Below are 14,842 nucleotides of genomic sequence, written 5' to 3' on the forward strand. Positions count from 1 at the left end.
CGATAGTCGGGCCTCTTCAGGCATGTTTTGCGGATAGCATCGACTCCCTCCGCAGAACGTGCTCGACGTGCATCCGGGCACCCTGTGGTTGTCTTCATTCCAGGAGTGCCCGCATGAATGTCCGCGACCATCTGCCGATCTCCGTCCGCACCGTCACAGTCTCCGGCCCGGCATTGCCGCATGGCCGCGGGCAGGCACCGTTTGCCTTCGTACGCCTGCAGGGCAAGGAAGGACTCTGCGGCCTGTTCGAGTACGAGATCGAGCTCAAGACTTCCGACAAGGACTTCAACTTCCACGGCCGGGAAGGCAATGTCGATTTGCGCGAAATGAACGGTCGGGAGTTGACCGTGCATATCCAGCTCGATGGCATGGGAACCGGGCTGGCGGGCCGGATCGGCGAGGGCACCCGCGAGATCAGCGGCATCGTCGATCGTGCCCGCTACCTGCGTGCCGAAGGGCGGCACTTCGTCTATGGCCTGACCCTGCGTCCGTGGCTGTGGCTTGCCACGCTGAACGGGAACAGCCGGATCTTCGAGAACCGCACCGACATCGAGATCATCGAGGAGGTGCTGTCCGCCTACTCCTTTCCCGTTGAGCGCAGGCTGGATGTGGCGAAGTACCCAACGCGGGCCTACCGGACCCAATGCGACGAGAGCGACTACACCTTCATCGCCCGTCTCATGCAGCACTGGGGCATCTCATGGTTCTTCGCGCATTCGGAGGGAAAGCACCGCCTCATCCTGGTCGACCATGTCGGCGGCTATCCCAGGATGCCGAGCGAGGCCTATCAGGTGCTTGCAGTCCATCCGCCCGGCGTCAGGATCGACGAGGAACACCTGGACGATTTTTCGGTAGTCGATGCCGTGGTCGCCGGCAGGTACACGACCAATGCCTACAGTTTCACCCAGCCGCGCGGCAACCTGACCGCCAGCAGCGCCGATGCCCGCGAAACCGGCCAGAACACCGGCGCGCTGCACCAGGAGGTCTACGAATTTCCCGGCGAGCACGCGCAGCCGGCGACGGACAACCGCCCCTGGGATGAAGGCGAGATGATCGCCCGCATCCGCATGGAAGAGATTCGTTCCCGGGGGCTTCGCTGCTTCGGCAAGGGCAACCTGCGCGCTGTCGTGCCCGGGCACACCATGCACGTCAGCGGGCATCCACAGCTGGCCGCCAACCGGGAGTATGTGGTGCTGGACACGCACCTCACGGTGGAAGACGTGGCGGAAGCCGCCGGCGAAGGCCAGCGTTGGCACTGCAGGGTGGCATTCGAATGCCATCCGGCACAGGAGGTGTTCCGTCCCGCCCTGAGCGTGCCGTGGCCCGTGGTGACAGGTCCGCAAAGCGCGACAGTGGTCGGCCCGGAGGGCCATGCGGTATGGCCAGACCGCTTCGGGCGTGTACGCGTGCAGTTTCCGTGGGACCGGTTCAACCGGATGTCATGCTGGGTCCGGGTGGCAACGCCATGGGCGGGCTCGCAGCATGGCCAGGTCGGCATCCCCCGCATCGGCAGCGAAGTGCTTGTGATGTTCCTGGATGGCGGCAATCCGGACAAGCCTATTGTCATGGGCGCGGTGCCGAACAGCCTGAACATGCCGCCGTGGCAGTTGCCGGACCAGCATGCATTGACGGGCATTCGTAGCCGGGAACAGGACGGCTCGGGCAGCGGCCATCTGGTATTCGACGATACCAAGGGCGAGATCCAGTCCCAGCTGTCCTCCGATCATCAGCGGTCCCAGCTCAGCCTGGGCTACCTCACCCGTATCGAGGACAACCGGGGGCGGCAGGACCATCGGGGCGAGGGCTTCGAGCTGCGTACCGATGGGCACGGCGCCATACGCGGCGCCAACGGCCTGCTGGTCAGCACCGAGGCCCGGCCCGATGCCAGGGCGCATCACAAGGACATGGGCGAAACGCTGGACCGCCTGCACCACGCGCAGCACGCCCATCACACCACCGCACAGCTCGCCCGTCACCACCAGGCGCAGGACAGCGAACAGCAGGACGTCGCCACGGTCCTCAAGGCTCAACACGAAGAGATCTGTGGCTCGGGCGAGGTCAACGGCGAACTGACCGAACCCCATCTGGTAATGGCGTCCGCAGCAGCACTGGCCGCGACGGCTGCACGGTCCACCCACTTGCATAGCGGGGAGCATCTGGCCGTCACGACCGGCAAGCATGCGTCGTTCGCCAGCAGCGGCGGCTTCTTCGCCAGCGCGGCCCGGCGTATTGCGCTGTTCGCGCACAGCCTGGGGATTCGGCTGGTGGCCGCGACCGATCACATTGCACTGGAAGCGCAGGGCGGCGACATCAAGGGCACCGCTCGGCGCAACATCCACTTTCGGGCGCTCGGCGATATCGTCCTTGAAGCCGACCAGGGCATCGTGCTCAAGGTCGGGCAGACCTACCAGCGCTGGACGCCTTCGCAGATTGTGGAAGGCATGCGCGGGACAAAGCAGATTCACGCCGCCGGATTCTGTCTCGATGGCCCGGATGGAATGAGTCCAAGCTCGCTGGCATTGCCGCACAGCGATTTCGACCAGGAGGTGTACTTGCACCTGCCCGACGGCTCACCGGCCAGGAATCGGAGATTCCGCCTGACGCAGTCGGATGGCAGCGTGATCGAGGGCGTCACCGACATGGATGGGCTGACCACGTTCCAGCAAAGCCAGGGCGCGGAAAACGTCACGATCGAGATCGGGGAGGCAGCAAGTGGCCAATGATCGCATCCACCTGAAAACCGGCGAAGAGATCGGCGGCCGCGCCGGTGCCACCGTTGCCCTGACACCGTCAACCGACAAGCGCCGCGTCAGCTTGCCGGTGCCTCCGGACTGGGTCATTCCGATCATCTTTATTCCCGGCGTGATGGGATCCCATCTGCGCATGAGCCGGAAGCGTCAGGCCGAGCTCGAGCGCACTGACAACCGGGCGTGGCGGCCGGACGAGAAGATCGACAGCCTTTCCCGCCGCAGAGACTCACCGAAACGCCGGCAACTGAACTTCGATCCCGACGAGACCGAGGTCGATCGCTATGAGGTGACCGAAGACGCGGGAAAGTTCGACCTGATGGGCGAGGCGACCGCAAATTCCGACAAACGGCACCGCAATGTTCCGGATGGCCTGCCCGACATCGGCTTGCTGATGAGCGCCCCGTTGCCTGCTGCGGCAGAGCAATGGAAGGCGAAGCGCGGCAGGCATGAGGCCACCGCGGCACAGAAGGCCCGCTGGCGCGGCTGGAGCGAGGTCATGTTCGAATCGTACGGCACGGCCATCAAGCTGATGGAAGCGAGAATGAACGATCTGCTGGCACCGACGGGAGAGGTGTCGCTTGCCTGGAAGATGCCGCACAGCATACCGGTGCTGGGCGTGGACCCAAGGGAGTGGGGCGGTGGTGCAGGCCAGCCATTGACCGAGGATGAGATCCGGCGGGTCGGGAACTGCTGGTATCCGGTCTATGCCATGGGATACAACTGGCTGCAAAGCAACGGCGTATCGGCGGGCAAGCTTGCCAGGCGCATTGACGAAGTGATCGCGATGTACCAGGCCAATGGGCGCCGCTGCGAGAGGGTCATCATCGTGACGCATTCGATGGGCGGGCTGGTTGCCAGGGCGATGTTGAATCCGAAGTACGGCAACGGTATCGACAAGAAGATCCTTGGCATCTATCACAACGTCCAGCCCCCCGTCGGGGCAGCGGCGGCCTACAAGCGGGTACGTGCCGGCTTTGAGGATGCGAAAGTCAACCTGATGGGCGCCATCGAACGCGCGGTGATCGGCAAGACCGGCAAGGAAGTCACAGCGGTCTTTGCCAACGCACCAGGGCCATTGGAGTTGTTGCCGAGCGCTTCTTATCCGCGGGGTTGGCTTCGTGTCCAGACCAGCGAGTACCGGCAGGTGATGGCGTTGCCGATTGCTTCGGACGAGCCGCTCAAGACTTATCGTAGCGAAATGCAGTTGCATAAGACCTTGGGAACAACAAGGCCCGGCGCGCCAGTAGCCGTTGGCGATCCCTTGTATGACATCTACGCCCGCGAACCTGATGCGTGGTGGCGCCTGTTGAACCCGGAGTGGGTCAATCCTGCAAACAAGAAATATGAAGGCTACAACCCGTATGGGTTGGCAACGAAGAGAATTGCCGAAGCGCAGAGGTTTCACCGGGATATCCAGGACCTGTACCATCCGACCACCTACGCTAGCTATGGCGCGGACCCTTATCAAAAAGCCTTCGGTGCAGTCACGTATCGGGTGAACGCAACAGGCCTAAAAGGATTCGGCAATCCGCTTTCATGGAGGCTTATCAGTGAAGACGGGGAAGGGCGCATTGTGGTTCGCGCCGAGAATCGTCACACCCTGCAACTCAGACTTGAGCCGCCCATTGATGCCGGCGATCAGACTGTTCCCAGCGACGCATCAGCATCGCGTGTGCGCGGCACACTAGTCTTCCGGCAATCCGGCTATGAGCACCAGAACAGTTACAACAACGACAAGGTTCTCGCATCATTGTTGTATTCGCTCGTCAAGATCGCCAATACCGCACCGTGGTGGAAATCATGAGCGACTGCGGAAAATTTGTTGCCATGCTGGCATGTCTGCTGTTGGTTTCTTGCCAGCCATATTCATACAAGGAGAACGGTGTGCCGAACGAAGTCGAACTGTCACCACGCCTGCAAGCCCTGTTCGGCAAGACCCGACAGGTCTGCTTCGGAAGATATGTCCTGGAAGTGCCAGCCGAAGCGAGATTGATATTCGGACCGCAGGATTTTCCCGGGAAGATTGTGACGCACGTTGCTGCAGCAGACCGCTTGACTGAAAAGGCGGACGCCTACCGCAAGAAGATTCTGGACAAGGATGACACAGCGAAGATCACCTATTTCGGTCGAAGTGCCAAAGTGGAAAGCATAGAAATCCGCTACTACGAAGACGACTTATCCGTGAAATACGGTCTTGAGGGGGCACACACCTTTGCCGCAGCGGGCAATCATTTGTACGAATGGTTCTATGGCGGAGAAGAGATTGCGCCGCTCGTTCGCGGCTTGCGCGCCCGCGACAACGCAGAAATACCAAAGGACCCCGGCGTTTGCATCGACCACGGCTTCATCGTGGACAGCAGCGGCGTACACCAGGAAATCATGCGGGCAGGCATCGCCATCCCCAGCCTGCCGGACGTCAGCTTTTCAGTCGACTCCAACAAGCTGGCGAGCGTGGACGGTGCAAACGGCGAAGGGCTGCTTGCTTCCATCGCGGCGCAGAGAGCGGACCTGGGCAAGCGCTATCCGAAGCTGACTACCCTGCGCGAAGGCAAGCGCATTGTCGGCGTCTGGCAAGGAGAGGAGTCCCTGGTCCGCCGCGCGGACGGTACCCACGATTTCGAGTGGGAAGCGGTCGGCAAGGAGCGCACCACCCTGCATCCGTCATCCATTGGCGCAAAGATGTACACAAAGGTGGCAGCCAACCGCATCGGCGCCGCGGACGAGGCGTCGCTGAGCGACGATGAGGCCGTGGCCCTGTGGGACCGGCTCCTGGGCGGGCTGCGTTTCCGTGTCGATGCGCCGCCGACGCAGACCGGCAAGCCTGTCACGGTGCGCTCGGGGCAGGTCGTACCGCGCTCAGGCATGTGGCGTGCCTCGCTGCCGTCCGGCCACCCCCTGGCGGCGTGGGTGGCCGGCAAGTCCGGCGTGGTGCGGCAGGCTGGGACGCCGATGATCAGTTTCGGGCTATCGCCGTCAGATGAAGCACAGGTGGTCTGGACGTGGATGGGCGAGACGAACCGAACCTCATGATCGAAATCCTGGAGGCGGAAAATGCCCAATGATCGCATCCACCTGAAAACCGGCGAAGAGATCGGCGGCCGCGCCGGTGCCACCGTTGCCCTGACACCGTCAACCGACAAGCGCCGCGTCAGCTTGCCGGTGCCTCCGGACTGGGTCATTCCGATCATCTTTATTCCCGGCGTGATGGGATCCCATCTGCGCATGAGCCGGAAGCGTCAGGCCGAGCTCGAGCGCACTGACAACCGGGCGTGGCGGCCGGACGAGAAGATCGACAGCCTTTCCCGCCGCAGAGACTCACCGAAACGCCGGCAACTGAACTTCGATCCCGACGAGACCGAGGTCGATCGCTATGAGGTGACCGAAGACGCGGGAAAGTTCGACCTGATGGGCGAGGCGACCGCAAATTCCGACAAACGGCACCGCAATGTTCCGGATGGCCTGCCCGACATCGGCTTGCTGATGAGCGCCCCGTTGCCTGCTGCGGCAGAGCAATGGAAGGCGAAGCGCGGCAGGCATGAGGCCACCGCGGCACAGAAGGCCCGCTGGCGCGGCTGGAGCGAGGTCATGTTCGAATCGTACGGCACGGCCATCAAGCTGATGGAAGCGAGAATGAACGATCTGCTGGCACCGACGGGAGAGGTGTCGCTTGCCTGGAAGATGCCGCACAGCATACCGGTGCTGGGCGTGGACCCAAGGGAGTGGGGCGGTGGTGCAGGCCAGCCATTGACCGAGGATGAGATCCGGCGGGTCGGGAACTGCTGGTATCCGGTCTATGCCATGGGATACAACTGGCTGCAAAGCAACGGCGTATCGGCGGGCAAGCTTGCCAGGCGCATTGACGAAGTGATCGCGATGTACCAGGCCAATGGGCGCCGCTGCGAGAGGGTCATCATCGTGACGCATTCGATGGGCGGGCTGGTTGCCAGGGCGATGTTGAATCCGAAGTACGGCAACGGTATCGACAAGAAGATCCTTGGCATCTATCACAACGTCCAGCCCCCCGTCGGGGCAGCGGCGGCCTACAAGCGGGTACGTGCCGGCTTTGAGGATGCGAAAGTCAACCTGATGGGCGCCATCGAACGCGCGGTGATCGGCAAGACCGGCAAGGAAGTCACAGCGGTCTTTGCCAACGCACCAGGGCCATTGGAGTTGTTGCCGAGCGCTTCTTATCCGCGGGGTTGGCTGCGTGTCCAGACCAGCGAATATCGGCAGGTGATGGCGTTGCCGATTGCTTCGGACGAGCCGCTCAAGACTTATCGTAGCGAAATGCAGTTGCATAAGACCTTGGGAACAACAAGGCCCGGCGCGCCAGTAGCCGTTGGCGATCCCGTGTACGACATTTACGCAAGAAGCCCGCAATCCTGGGTGCGACTATTCAATTCGGATTGGGTCAATCCTGCTGGCAGGAAGTATGAGGGTGCCAGCCCCTACAACATAGCATTGGAGAGAGTGGCGGACGCGCAAAAATTCCATAAGGAGATTCAGGGCCTCTATCATCCGATCACCTACGCCAGCTATGGTGCTGACCCTTCTCAGCAGTCGTACGGCACCGTCACGTACCGGGTGAATGCCACGGATTTGTCAAGATTTGGCGATCCTTTGAGTTGGACGCTCGACAGGGAGGACGGTGAAGGCCGGATCTTCGTGAAGACCGCGGGGCATAAGCTGTTGCAGCTGCGGATCGAACCTCCCGTTGATGCTGGCGATCAAACCGTCCCAAGCGACGCCTCTGCCTCGCGCGTGCATGGCAAGATGATCTTTCGACAGTCCGGATACGAACATCAGAATAGCTATAGCGACGAGAAGGTGCTGGCGTCGCTGTTGTATTCCATTGTCAAGATTGCCAATACGGCGCCGTGGTGGGACCAATGAGCGGCTGCCAACCTTTGCTGGCGTTGCTGGCATGTCTTTGTATGGCTGCCTGCCAGCCATACGCATATGAGGAGAATGGTGTGCCCGCACGAGTTGAATTGTCCACCCGACTCCAGGCGTTGTTTGCAAGAACCAAGCTTGTCTGCTTTGGTCGTTATGTCTTGGAACTGCCTGTGGAAGCCGAATTGATTTTCGGGCCGAACGACTTTCCGGGGCGGATTATTACGTATGCGGGAGCTGCAACTCGCATGAGAGACGTCGCGAAAGCTTACCGCGCCAAAGTGCAAGGAAAAAGCGACTCCGCCGAAATTACATACTTCGGGGCCGGGCCCTCCGATAATAGCATTGAGATCAGGTTCTTTCCCAGTGATAGCGCCAGGCACTATGGCAATGAGCGCCTGCACACCTTTGTCGCATCCGGAAACCACCTATACGAATGGTTCTATGGCGGAGAAGAGATTGCGCCGCTCGTTCGCGGCTTGCGCGCCCGCGACAACGCAGAAATACCAAAGGACCCCGGCGTTTGCATCGACCACGGCTTCATCGTGGACAGCAGCGGCGTACACCAGGAAATCATGCGGGCAGGCATCGCCATCCCCAGCCTGCCGGACGTCAGCTTTTCAGTCGACTCCAACAAGCTGGCGAGCGTGGACGGTGCAAACGGCGAAGGGCTGCTTGCTTCCATCGCGGCGCAGAGAGCGGACCTGGGCAAGCGCTATCCGAAGCTGACTACCCTGCGCGAAGGCAAGCGCATTGTCGGCGTCTGGCAAGGAGAGGAGTCCCTGGTCCGCCGCGCGGACGGTACCCACGATTTCGAGTGGGAAGCGGTCGGCAAGGAGCGCACCACCCTGCATCCGTCATCCATTGGCGCAAAGATGTACACAAAGGTGGCAGCCAACCGCATCGGCGCCGCGGACGAGGCGTCGCTGAGCGACGATGAGGCCGTGGCCCTGTGGGACCGGCTCCTGGGCGGGCTGCGTTTCCGTGTCGATGCGCCGCCGACGCAGACCGGCAAGCCTGTCACGGTGCGCTCGGGGCAGGTCGTACCGCGCTCAGGCATGTGGCGTGCCTCGCTGCCGTCCGGCCACCCCCTGGCGGCGTGGGTGGCCGGCAAGTCCGGCGTGGTGCGGCAGGCTGGGACGCCGATGATCAGTTTCGGGCTATCGCCGTCAGATGAAGCACAGGTGGTCTGGACGTGGATGGGCGAGGCCAGCACATGAACGCATGCCGCGCCGATGGTCAGGCCAGCGCGTGGATCTGCGGTCGCCGGGACGTACCCGTAGCCTCGGGCTGGCCGCCACGGTACCCCGCCGCGAACACCATGCGCCCCCCAGACCATGTATGGGTGACCATCGGCTGGCCGGCCACACTGGCCACGGCGATCACGTCGGCGCGCAGCCCTGGCGCCAGCCGGCCACGGTCACGCAGCAGGCAGGCTTCCGCGGGGTTCGCCGTCACCAAGGCCAGCGCTTCGTTCAGCGGCAGCTCGGCCTGCCGGGCGGCGGCATAGGCCGCGGCGATCAGCGTTGACGGCTGGTAGTCCGAGCACAGGATGGTGCCGACGCCGGCATGGATGGCGTCGATCGCGCGCATCGAGCCGCTCTGGCTCTTGCCGCGCAGCACGTTGGGTGCGCCCAGGATGGTCGGCAGTGCCTGTGCGCACGCGGCTTGCGCGGTCTCCAGGTTGATCGGGAACTCGCTCATGCGCACGCCCAGCGCCTGCATGGCGGCGATGCGCTGCGGCGAATCGTCGTCATGGCTGGCGGTCGGGATGCCGAGGCGATGCGCCTGAGCCACCAGCCGGTTGACGCGTTCATGCGCGCCGTCCAGCGCAGCGGCCTTCTTGTCGGCGGCGTCGGCGGCTTCCTCGCGGGTCATGCCGTGGTTGCCCATCATATAGGCGAGGTAAGCGTCCAGCGTCTTGAACTGGCCCTGGCCGGGCGAGTGGTCCATCACCGACAGCAGGTCGACTACGCCCTCGGCCATCAGCAGTTCCAGTATGGGCACGGCGCTGGAATCGGTCACTTCATAGCGGCAATGGATGCGGTTGTCGACCAGGCTATCGCCGCGGAACGCCGCCACGGCGCGCACCAGCGTGGCCGCGGTGTCGACGTTGCGCACGCCGAAGTGGTTGCCGGCAAAGGAAAGCGCATGGTACGGCGTGGTGATGCCGGCCGCGGCATTGCGGCGGTCGACCTGAGCCACGGCAAAATCCAGCGGGAACAGCACGTTGGCGCGCGGTTCCACCTCTTTCTCGATGGCATCGCAATGCACGTCGATCAGCCCGGGCATCACGGTGTGGCCGCGCAGGTCGATCACGTCGGCATTTGCAGGCGCGGCGCCCGGTTCGATGGCGGCGATATGGCCGTCCTCGATCAGCAGCGCGCTGTCGTGCAGCACGCGGTCGGGCAGTACCAGGGTGGCGTGCGTCAGGTAGGTCGCGGTCATGTCCGGCTCCGTTGTTCTGGACAGTTACTGGCAGTTGGGGGCGAGGGCGGTGGCGGGCTGCAGCGGCAGCAGGCGCGTGGCCACGGCGTCGCGTACCGCCTCGTCGTGGAAGATGCCGATCAGCGCGCGGCCGTCGGCCAGTGCCTCGCGGATCAGTTCGACCACGACCGCGCGGTTGTCGGCGTCGAGCGACGCGGTCGGCTCGTCGAGCAGCAGGATCGGGTGCCCGCCGATCAGGCCGCGGGCGATGTTGACGCGCTGCTGCTCGCCGCCGGAGAACGTGGCAGGAGGCAGGTCCCACAGCCGGCGCGGCAGGTTGAGCCGTGCCAGCAGCACCTCGGCGCGGGCGCGCGCTTCTTCATGGCTGGTGCCGCGCTGCTGCAGCGGATCGGCCACCACGTCCAGCGCCGACACGCGCGGGATCGCGCGCAGGAACTGGCTGACATAGCCGATCACGTCGCGGCGCAGCTTCAGCACGCGCTGTTCGGGGGCGTGGTTCAGTTCGACCCACGGTTCGCCGTCGGCGCTGGTGTCGCGCAGGCGGATGCTGCCTTCGGTGGCGAGGTAGTTGCCGTAGAGGCAGCGCAGCAGCGTGCTCTTGCCGGTGCCGGACGGACCCGACAGCACCAGGCATTCGCCGCGCGCGGCGTCGAAGTCGATCGCGTTCAGCACCGGCAGGCGGATGCCGCCCTGGTTGTGCAGCGTAAACATCTTGCCGAGGCCGCGGACCTCGACCAGCTTCTGTGCATTGTCTGCTTGCATCGTCGTCAGCCTTGCAGGATGGAAGAGACCAGCAGCTGCGTGTAGGGATGCTGCGGATCGTCGAGGATCTGGTCGGTCAGGCCTTGCTCGACCACGCGTCCGCCCTGCATCACCAGCGTGCGGTGCGCCAGCAGGCGCGCGACGGCGAGGTCGTGCGTGACCAGCACGGCGGCCAGGCCAAGGTCGGAGACCAGCCGGCGCAACAGGTCGAGCAGGCGCGCCTGCACCGAGACATCGAGCGACGCGGTGGGCTCGTCCATGAACACCAGCCGCGGATGCGTGACCAGGTTGCGCGCGATCTGCAGGCGCTGCTGCATGCCGCCCGAGAACGTGCCGGGGACGTCGTCGAGTCGGGCCAGGTCGATCTCCATTTTCTCCAGCCAGCTGCCGGCGACTTCGCGCAGGTTGCCGTAGTGGCGCTCGCCCACGGCCATCAGGCGCTCGGCGATATTGGCGCCGGCGCTGACCTGCATGCGCAGGCCGTCGCGGGCATGCTGGCGCACGAAGCCCCAGTCGGTGCGTGCCAGCAGCCGCATGCGTGCGCTCGACAGCGTGGCCAGGTCGGTCAGGCCGCATTCGCGCATGTCATAGCTGACGCTGCCGCGCTGCGGCGGCGCCTGCATCGACAAGGCCTGCAGCAGCGTGCTCTTGCCGGAGCCGGATTCGCCGACCACGCACAGCACTTCGCCGGGATAGAGGTCGAAGCTGACGTCATGGCAGCCATGCAGGCCGTCCCAGGTGCGCGTCAGGTTGCGCACCGACAGCAGCGGGGTCGTGCTCATCGTGCACCTCCCGCGGCTTGCGTGACTGCCTGTTCCGCCTGGCGGTCGGCGCAGTACTCGGTGTCGGAGCAGACGAACATGCGCGTGCCCGCATCGTCGGTGATGATCTCGTCCAGGTAGCTGTCGGTGGCGCCGCATTGCGCGCAGCAGCTCGTCCATTTCTCGACCGTGAAGGGATGGTCGGCGAAATCCAGGCTCTTTACCGAGGTATACGGCGGCACGGCATAGACGCGCTTCTCGCGCCCGGCGCCGAACAGCATCAGCGCGGGGCTGCGGTCGAGCTTGGGATTGTCGAACTTGGGAATCGGCGACGGCCGCATCATGTAGCGCTGGTTGACGATCACGGGATAGTCGTAGGTGGTGGCGATATGCCCGTGATGGGCAATGTCTTCATAGAGCTTCACGTGCATCGCGCCATACTCCGACAGCGCGTGCATGGTGCGGGTCTCGGTCTCGCTCGGCTCCAGCCAGCGCAGCGGCTCGGGGATCGGCACCTGGAACACCATGGTCTGGCCCGCGCGCAGCGGCGTTTCCGGAATGCGGTGGCGGGTCTGGATGATGGTCGCCTCGGCGGTACGCTCGGTGGTCTGCACGCCGGTCACGCGGCCGAAGAAGCGGCGGATATTGATGGCGTTGGTGGTGTCGTCCGAACCCTGGTCGATCACCTTGAGCATGTCGGGCTTGCCGATGATGGCCGCGGTGACCTGGATGCCGCCCGTGCCCCAGCCATAGGGCAGCGGCATTTCGCGGCTGCCGAACGGGACCTGGTAGCCGGGGATCGCCACGGCCTTGAGCAGGGCGCGGCGCAGCATGCGCTTGGTCGATTCGTCGAGGTAACCGAAGTTGTAGTGCTCGTCGCGGGCGATGCCCGTGGCGGCGGATGCGTTCGCGGCGGTCATGCCAGCGTCTCCTCTTGCGGCTGGGGCTGGGGATGCGGTTCGGGGTGCGCGGTTTGCGTGGCTTGCGGTTCGGCCTGCGCGGCGGCGTCCGTGCCTTCCTGCTCGGCGCGCAGGCGGCGCAGCAGTTCCAGGTTGGCCTGGAAGTCCACGTAGTGCGGCAGCTTCAGGTGCTGCACGAAGCCGGAGGCCTCGACGTTGTCGCTGTGGTACAGCATGAATTCGATATCGTTGGCCGGGGCGTCGGCGGCCTCGCCGAGTTCGGCGGCGCGCATCGCGCGGTCGGTCAGTGCCATCGACATGGCCTTGCGCTCGTTGTAGCCGAACACCAGCCCGTAGCCGCGCGTGAAGCGCGGGGCTTCGTCGGCGTTTCCGGTGAACTGGCTGACCATCTGGCACTCGGTCAGCTCGATTTCGCCGATCGTCACGGCGAAGCCGAGTTCTTCGACGAACAACTCGACCTCGGCGGTGCCGTAGCGGATTTCTGCGGCGAACGGGTGCGAGTTGCCGTAGCCACGCTGCGTCGAATAGCCCATCGACAGCAGGAAGCCTTCATCGGCGCGCGCCAGGTTCTGCAGGCGCGCGGCGCGGCTGGCGGGGAAGGTCAGCGGCTCGCGCGTCAGGTCGGGCGGGGCGGGGTCGCCGGCGGAGATCTCGTCGGCTTCGACCAGTTGTTCCGCCTCGAGCAGCCCGGTCACGCGCGGCATGCTGGCGGGCAGCAGCTCGGCCGAAGGCGGCAGCGGTGCGGGATCGCGGCCGGCTTCGAGCGAAAAGTCCAGCAGGCGCTGCGTGTAGTCGTAGGTCGGCCCGAGGACCTGCCCGCCGGGCACGTCCTTGAAGGTCGATGAAATCCGGCGCTGCAGGCGCATCGCGCCGGTATCGACCGGCACGGTATAGCCGAAACGCGCCAGCGTGGTCCGGTACGCGCGCAGCAGGAACACCGCTTCGATCTGGTCGCCGGCGGCCTGCTTCAGCGCCAGCGCGGCCAGCTGCGGGTCGTACAGCGAGCCCTCGGCCATCACGCGCGACACGGCCAGCGGCATCTGCTCGCGGATCTGCGCCAGCGTCAGCTCGGGCAACGCCGTGTCGCCGCGGCGGTAGGCGTCGAGCATCTGGTAGGAATTCAGGATGGCGCGTTCGCCACCCTTGACGGCTACATACATGTCAGGCCTCCATCTGCGTGGTGCGCGTCAGCGCGCAGAACCGGTCGCCGCTGGCGAGCAGCAGGTCGACGCCGAGCGGAAAGCCGGCGTTGTTGGCGCGCCAGGCGCCGCGGAAGCCGGCCGGCAGGCCGGCTACGCGCAGTGCTTGCGTGTGTTCGATACCGGGGCCGCGCAGCGTGAAGAGGTCGCCGTCGTCGAGCGAGGCGACTTCCACCAGCAGCGTGGCCGAACGGTCCGGGAACGCGGACTCGCCCTGCGCGCAGTCCGCCAGCGCCGGCATGGCGTGGCCGGCGGGCACGCACACGAAGGTGGCGGCGCGGAGGTCGTCGGTCAGCGGGCAGCCGCAATGGAAGCGCAGGAATGCGCGTGCGGCGAGGGGAACGCCCGCCGGCAGCCACACCGGGGTGTCGGGATCGGCCAGTGTCAGCAGCAGCGCGGCGAGCGCCGGCGACAGGCCCTCGGGCAGGCCGGTGGTCGCCGGCAGGGACTGGACTTGTCCGGGATGGGCAAAGGCATGCAGCGTGGCGCGGAACACCTGCTGGGCGTCGTCGACCGGGTTGTCGAAGCCCGGCACCAGCGAAGTGGCGGCGGACAGCATGGGTTGGGTTGAAATCATGTCAGTCCTCTCCCCGGACCATGGTGAAGAACTCCACGCGTGTTTGCGCGGCGGTAGCGGCCTGCCGGGCCGCGCGTGCGGCATGGGCGTCGGCCAGTGGCGCCAGCACCGCGTCGTGCACGCGCTGGTGCCAGGCCGGCCGCTGCAGCAGCGCGTCCAGCACCGCCGCCTGCTGCGCGTGTTGCGTGCTGCGGCCCTGTACATAGGCAACGCCTACGGTGCCGCCGGCACCGTCGTCATCCAGCACGACCGCGCAGCGCGTGACCGTGATTTCGCCGAGGTTGAACTGCGCTCCGGTGCCGCCGGCACGCGCGCGCACCATCGCCATGCCGGACTCCGGCTTGCGCAGCAGGCGCCACGCGGGCAGGGCCGCTGCCTGGCCCAGCCGGGCATAGGCCGCGTCGAGCGCCTCGGTTGGCGCCATCGCCAATACCCGCAGCCACGCAGCGCGGGCCGGGTTCGCATCGGTCGTTGCCGGACCGGCGGTTTCGCTTTGCATCATCACCCCTATACGTCTATACGTTTAGATGTC

The 14,842-nt window shown here is 65.0% G+C and carries 12 protein-coding genes; 5 read left to right on the top strand and 7 right to left on the bottom strand.

Annotated features, from left to right (window positions below; genetic code table 11):
• Positions 1–113: 113 nt before the first annotated feature.
• From AC5WJ1_RS06850 to AC5WJ1_RS06870, 5 genes are all read left to right on the top strand, one after another.
• Positions 114–2,723: a type VI secretion system Vgr family protein gene (locus AC5WJ1_RS06850; RefSeq protein ID WP_434032877.1), complete on the top strand. Its 2,610-nt coding sequence runs from the start codon at positions 114–116 to the stop codon at positions 2,721–2,723.
• The gene (locus tag AC5WJ1_RS06855; RefSeq protein ID WP_494476439.1) at positions 2,713–4,554 is read left to right on the top strand and encodes an esterase/lipase family protein; all 1,842 of its coding nucleotides are present in this window, start codon (positions 2,713–2,715) and stop codon (positions 4,552–4,554) included. The genes AC5WJ1_RS06850 and AC5WJ1_RS06855 overlap by 11 nt, the downstream gene beginning before the upstream one ends.
• Positions 4,551–5,780, top strand: coding sequence for a T6SS immunity protein Tli4 family protein (locus AC5WJ1_RS06860; RefSeq protein ID WP_494476440.1), 1,230 nt, complete (start codon positions 4,551–4,553; stop codon positions 5,778–5,780). Before AC5WJ1_RS06855 ends, AC5WJ1_RS06860 begins: the two co-directional genes overlap by 4 nt.
• A gap of 21 nt (positions 5,781–5,801) precedes the next feature.
• The gene (locus AC5WJ1_RS06865; RefSeq protein WP_494476441.1) at positions 5,802–7,643 is read left to right on the top strand and encodes an esterase/lipase family protein; all 1,842 of its coding nucleotides are present in this window, start codon (positions 5,802–5,804) and stop codon (positions 7,641–7,643) included.
• A 98-nt stretch (positions 7,644–7,741) separates the two neighbouring features.
• Positions 7,742–8,863 (top strand): T6SS immunity protein Tli4 family protein, encoded by a 1,122-nt coding sequence (locus AC5WJ1_RS06870; RefSeq protein ID WP_494476442.1) that lies wholly within the window; start codon positions 7,742–7,744, stop codon positions 8,861–8,863.
• Between the two features lie 19 nt (positions 8,864–8,882).
• On the opposite strand, the gene AC5WJ1_RS06875 is transcribed toward AC5WJ1_RS06870, so the two are convergent.
• The 7 genes from AC5WJ1_RS06875 to phnG are packed head-to-tail and all read right to left on the bottom strand — an operon-like array spanning position 8,883 to position 14,812.
• Complete coding sequence (locus AC5WJ1_RS06875) at positions 8,883–10,091, bottom strand: alpha-D-ribose 1-methylphosphonate 5-triphosphate diphosphatase (RefSeq protein WP_494476443.1); 1,209 nt, start codon at positions 10,089–10,091, stop codon at positions 8,883–8,885.
• 24 nt (positions 10,092–10,115) lie between these two features.
• Positions 10,116–10,853, bottom strand: coding sequence for a phosphonate C-P lyase system protein PhnL (gene phnL, locus AC5WJ1_RS06880; RefSeq protein ID WP_135705087.1), 738 nt, complete (start codon positions 10,851–10,853; stop codon positions 10,116–10,118).
• Positions 10,854–10,858: 5 nt separating this feature from the next.
• The gene (gene phnK, locus AC5WJ1_RS06885) at positions 10,859–11,635 is read right to left on the bottom strand and encodes a phosphonate C-P lyase system protein PhnK (RefSeq protein WP_133098234.1); all 777 of its coding nucleotides are present in this window, start codon (positions 11,633–11,635) and stop codon (positions 10,859–10,861) included.
• Positions 11,632–12,534, bottom strand: coding sequence for an alpha-D-ribose 1-methylphosphonate 5-phosphate C-P-lyase PhnJ (locus tag AC5WJ1_RS06890; RefSeq protein ID WP_133098233.1), 903 nt, complete (start codon positions 12,532–12,534; stop codon positions 11,632–11,634). Before AC5WJ1_RS06890 ends, phnK begins: the two co-directional genes overlap by 4 nt.
• The gene (locus AC5WJ1_RS06895; protein WP_494476444.1) at positions 12,531–13,694 is read right to left on the bottom strand and encodes a carbon-phosphorus lyase complex subunit; all 1,164 of its coding nucleotides are present in this window, start codon (positions 13,692–13,694) and stop codon (positions 12,531–12,533) included. The genes AC5WJ1_RS06890 and AC5WJ1_RS06895 overlap by 4 nt, the downstream gene beginning before the upstream one ends.
• Position 13,695: 1 nt before the next feature.
• Positions 13,696–14,310, bottom strand: a complete 615-nt coding sequence (phnH, locus tag AC5WJ1_RS06900) for a phosphonate C-P lyase system protein PhnH (RefSeq protein ID WP_434034137.1) — start codon at positions 14,308–14,310, stop codon at positions 13,696–13,698.
• A 1-nt stretch (position 14,311) separates the two neighbouring features.
• Positions 14,312–14,812 (bottom strand): phosphonate C-P lyase system protein PhnG, encoded by a 501-nt coding sequence (gene phnG / locus AC5WJ1_RS06905; RefSeq protein ID WP_135705091.1) that lies wholly within the window; start codon positions 14,810–14,812, stop codon positions 14,312–14,314.
• Positions 14,813–14,842 lie beyond the last annotated feature (30 nt).

It is taken from the genome of Cupriavidus sp. MEYA8, assembly GCF_059278825.1.

Excerpts from the sequence above, each read along its gene's own strand:
- AC5WJ1_RS06850 (WP_434032877.1), top strand. The coding sequence starts at position 114 with ATGAATGTCCGCGACCATCTGCCGATCTCCGTCCGCACCGTCACAGTC.
- AC5WJ1_RS06860 (WP_494476440.1), top strand. The coding sequence starts at position 4,551 with ATGAGCGACTGCGGAAAATTTGTTGCCATGCTGGCATGTCTGCTGTTG.
- AC5WJ1_RS06865 (WP_494476441.1), top strand. The coding sequence starts at position 5,802 with ATGCCCAATGATCGCATCCACCTGAAAACCGGCGAAGAGATCGGCGGC.
- AC5WJ1_RS06875 (WP_494476443.1), bottom strand. The coding sequence starts at position 10,091 with ATGACCGCGACCTACCTGACGCACGCCACCCTGGTACTGCCCGACCGC.
- phnL (WP_135705087.1), bottom strand. The coding sequence starts at position 10,853 with ATGCAAGCAGACAATGCACAGAAGCTGGTCGAGGTCCGCGGCCTCGGC.
- phnK (WP_133098234.1), bottom strand. The coding sequence starts at position 11,635 with ATGAGCACGACCCCGCTGCTGTCGGTGCGCAACCTGACGCGCACCTGG.
- AC5WJ1_RS06890 (WP_133098233.1), bottom strand. The coding sequence starts at position 12,534 with ATGACCGCCGCGAACGCATCCGCCGCCACGGGCATCGCCCGCGACGAG.
- AC5WJ1_RS06895 (WP_494476444.1), bottom strand. The coding sequence starts at position 13,694 with ATGTATGTAGCCGTCAAGGGTGGCGAACGCGCCATCCTGAATTCCTAC.
- phnH (WP_434034137.1), bottom strand. The coding sequence starts at position 14,310 with ATGATTTCAACCCAACCCATGCTGTCCGCCGCCACTTCGCTGGTGCCG.
- phnG (WP_135705091.1), bottom strand. The coding sequence starts at position 14,812 with ATGATGCAAAGCGAAACCGCCGGTCCGGCAACGACCGATGCGAACCCG.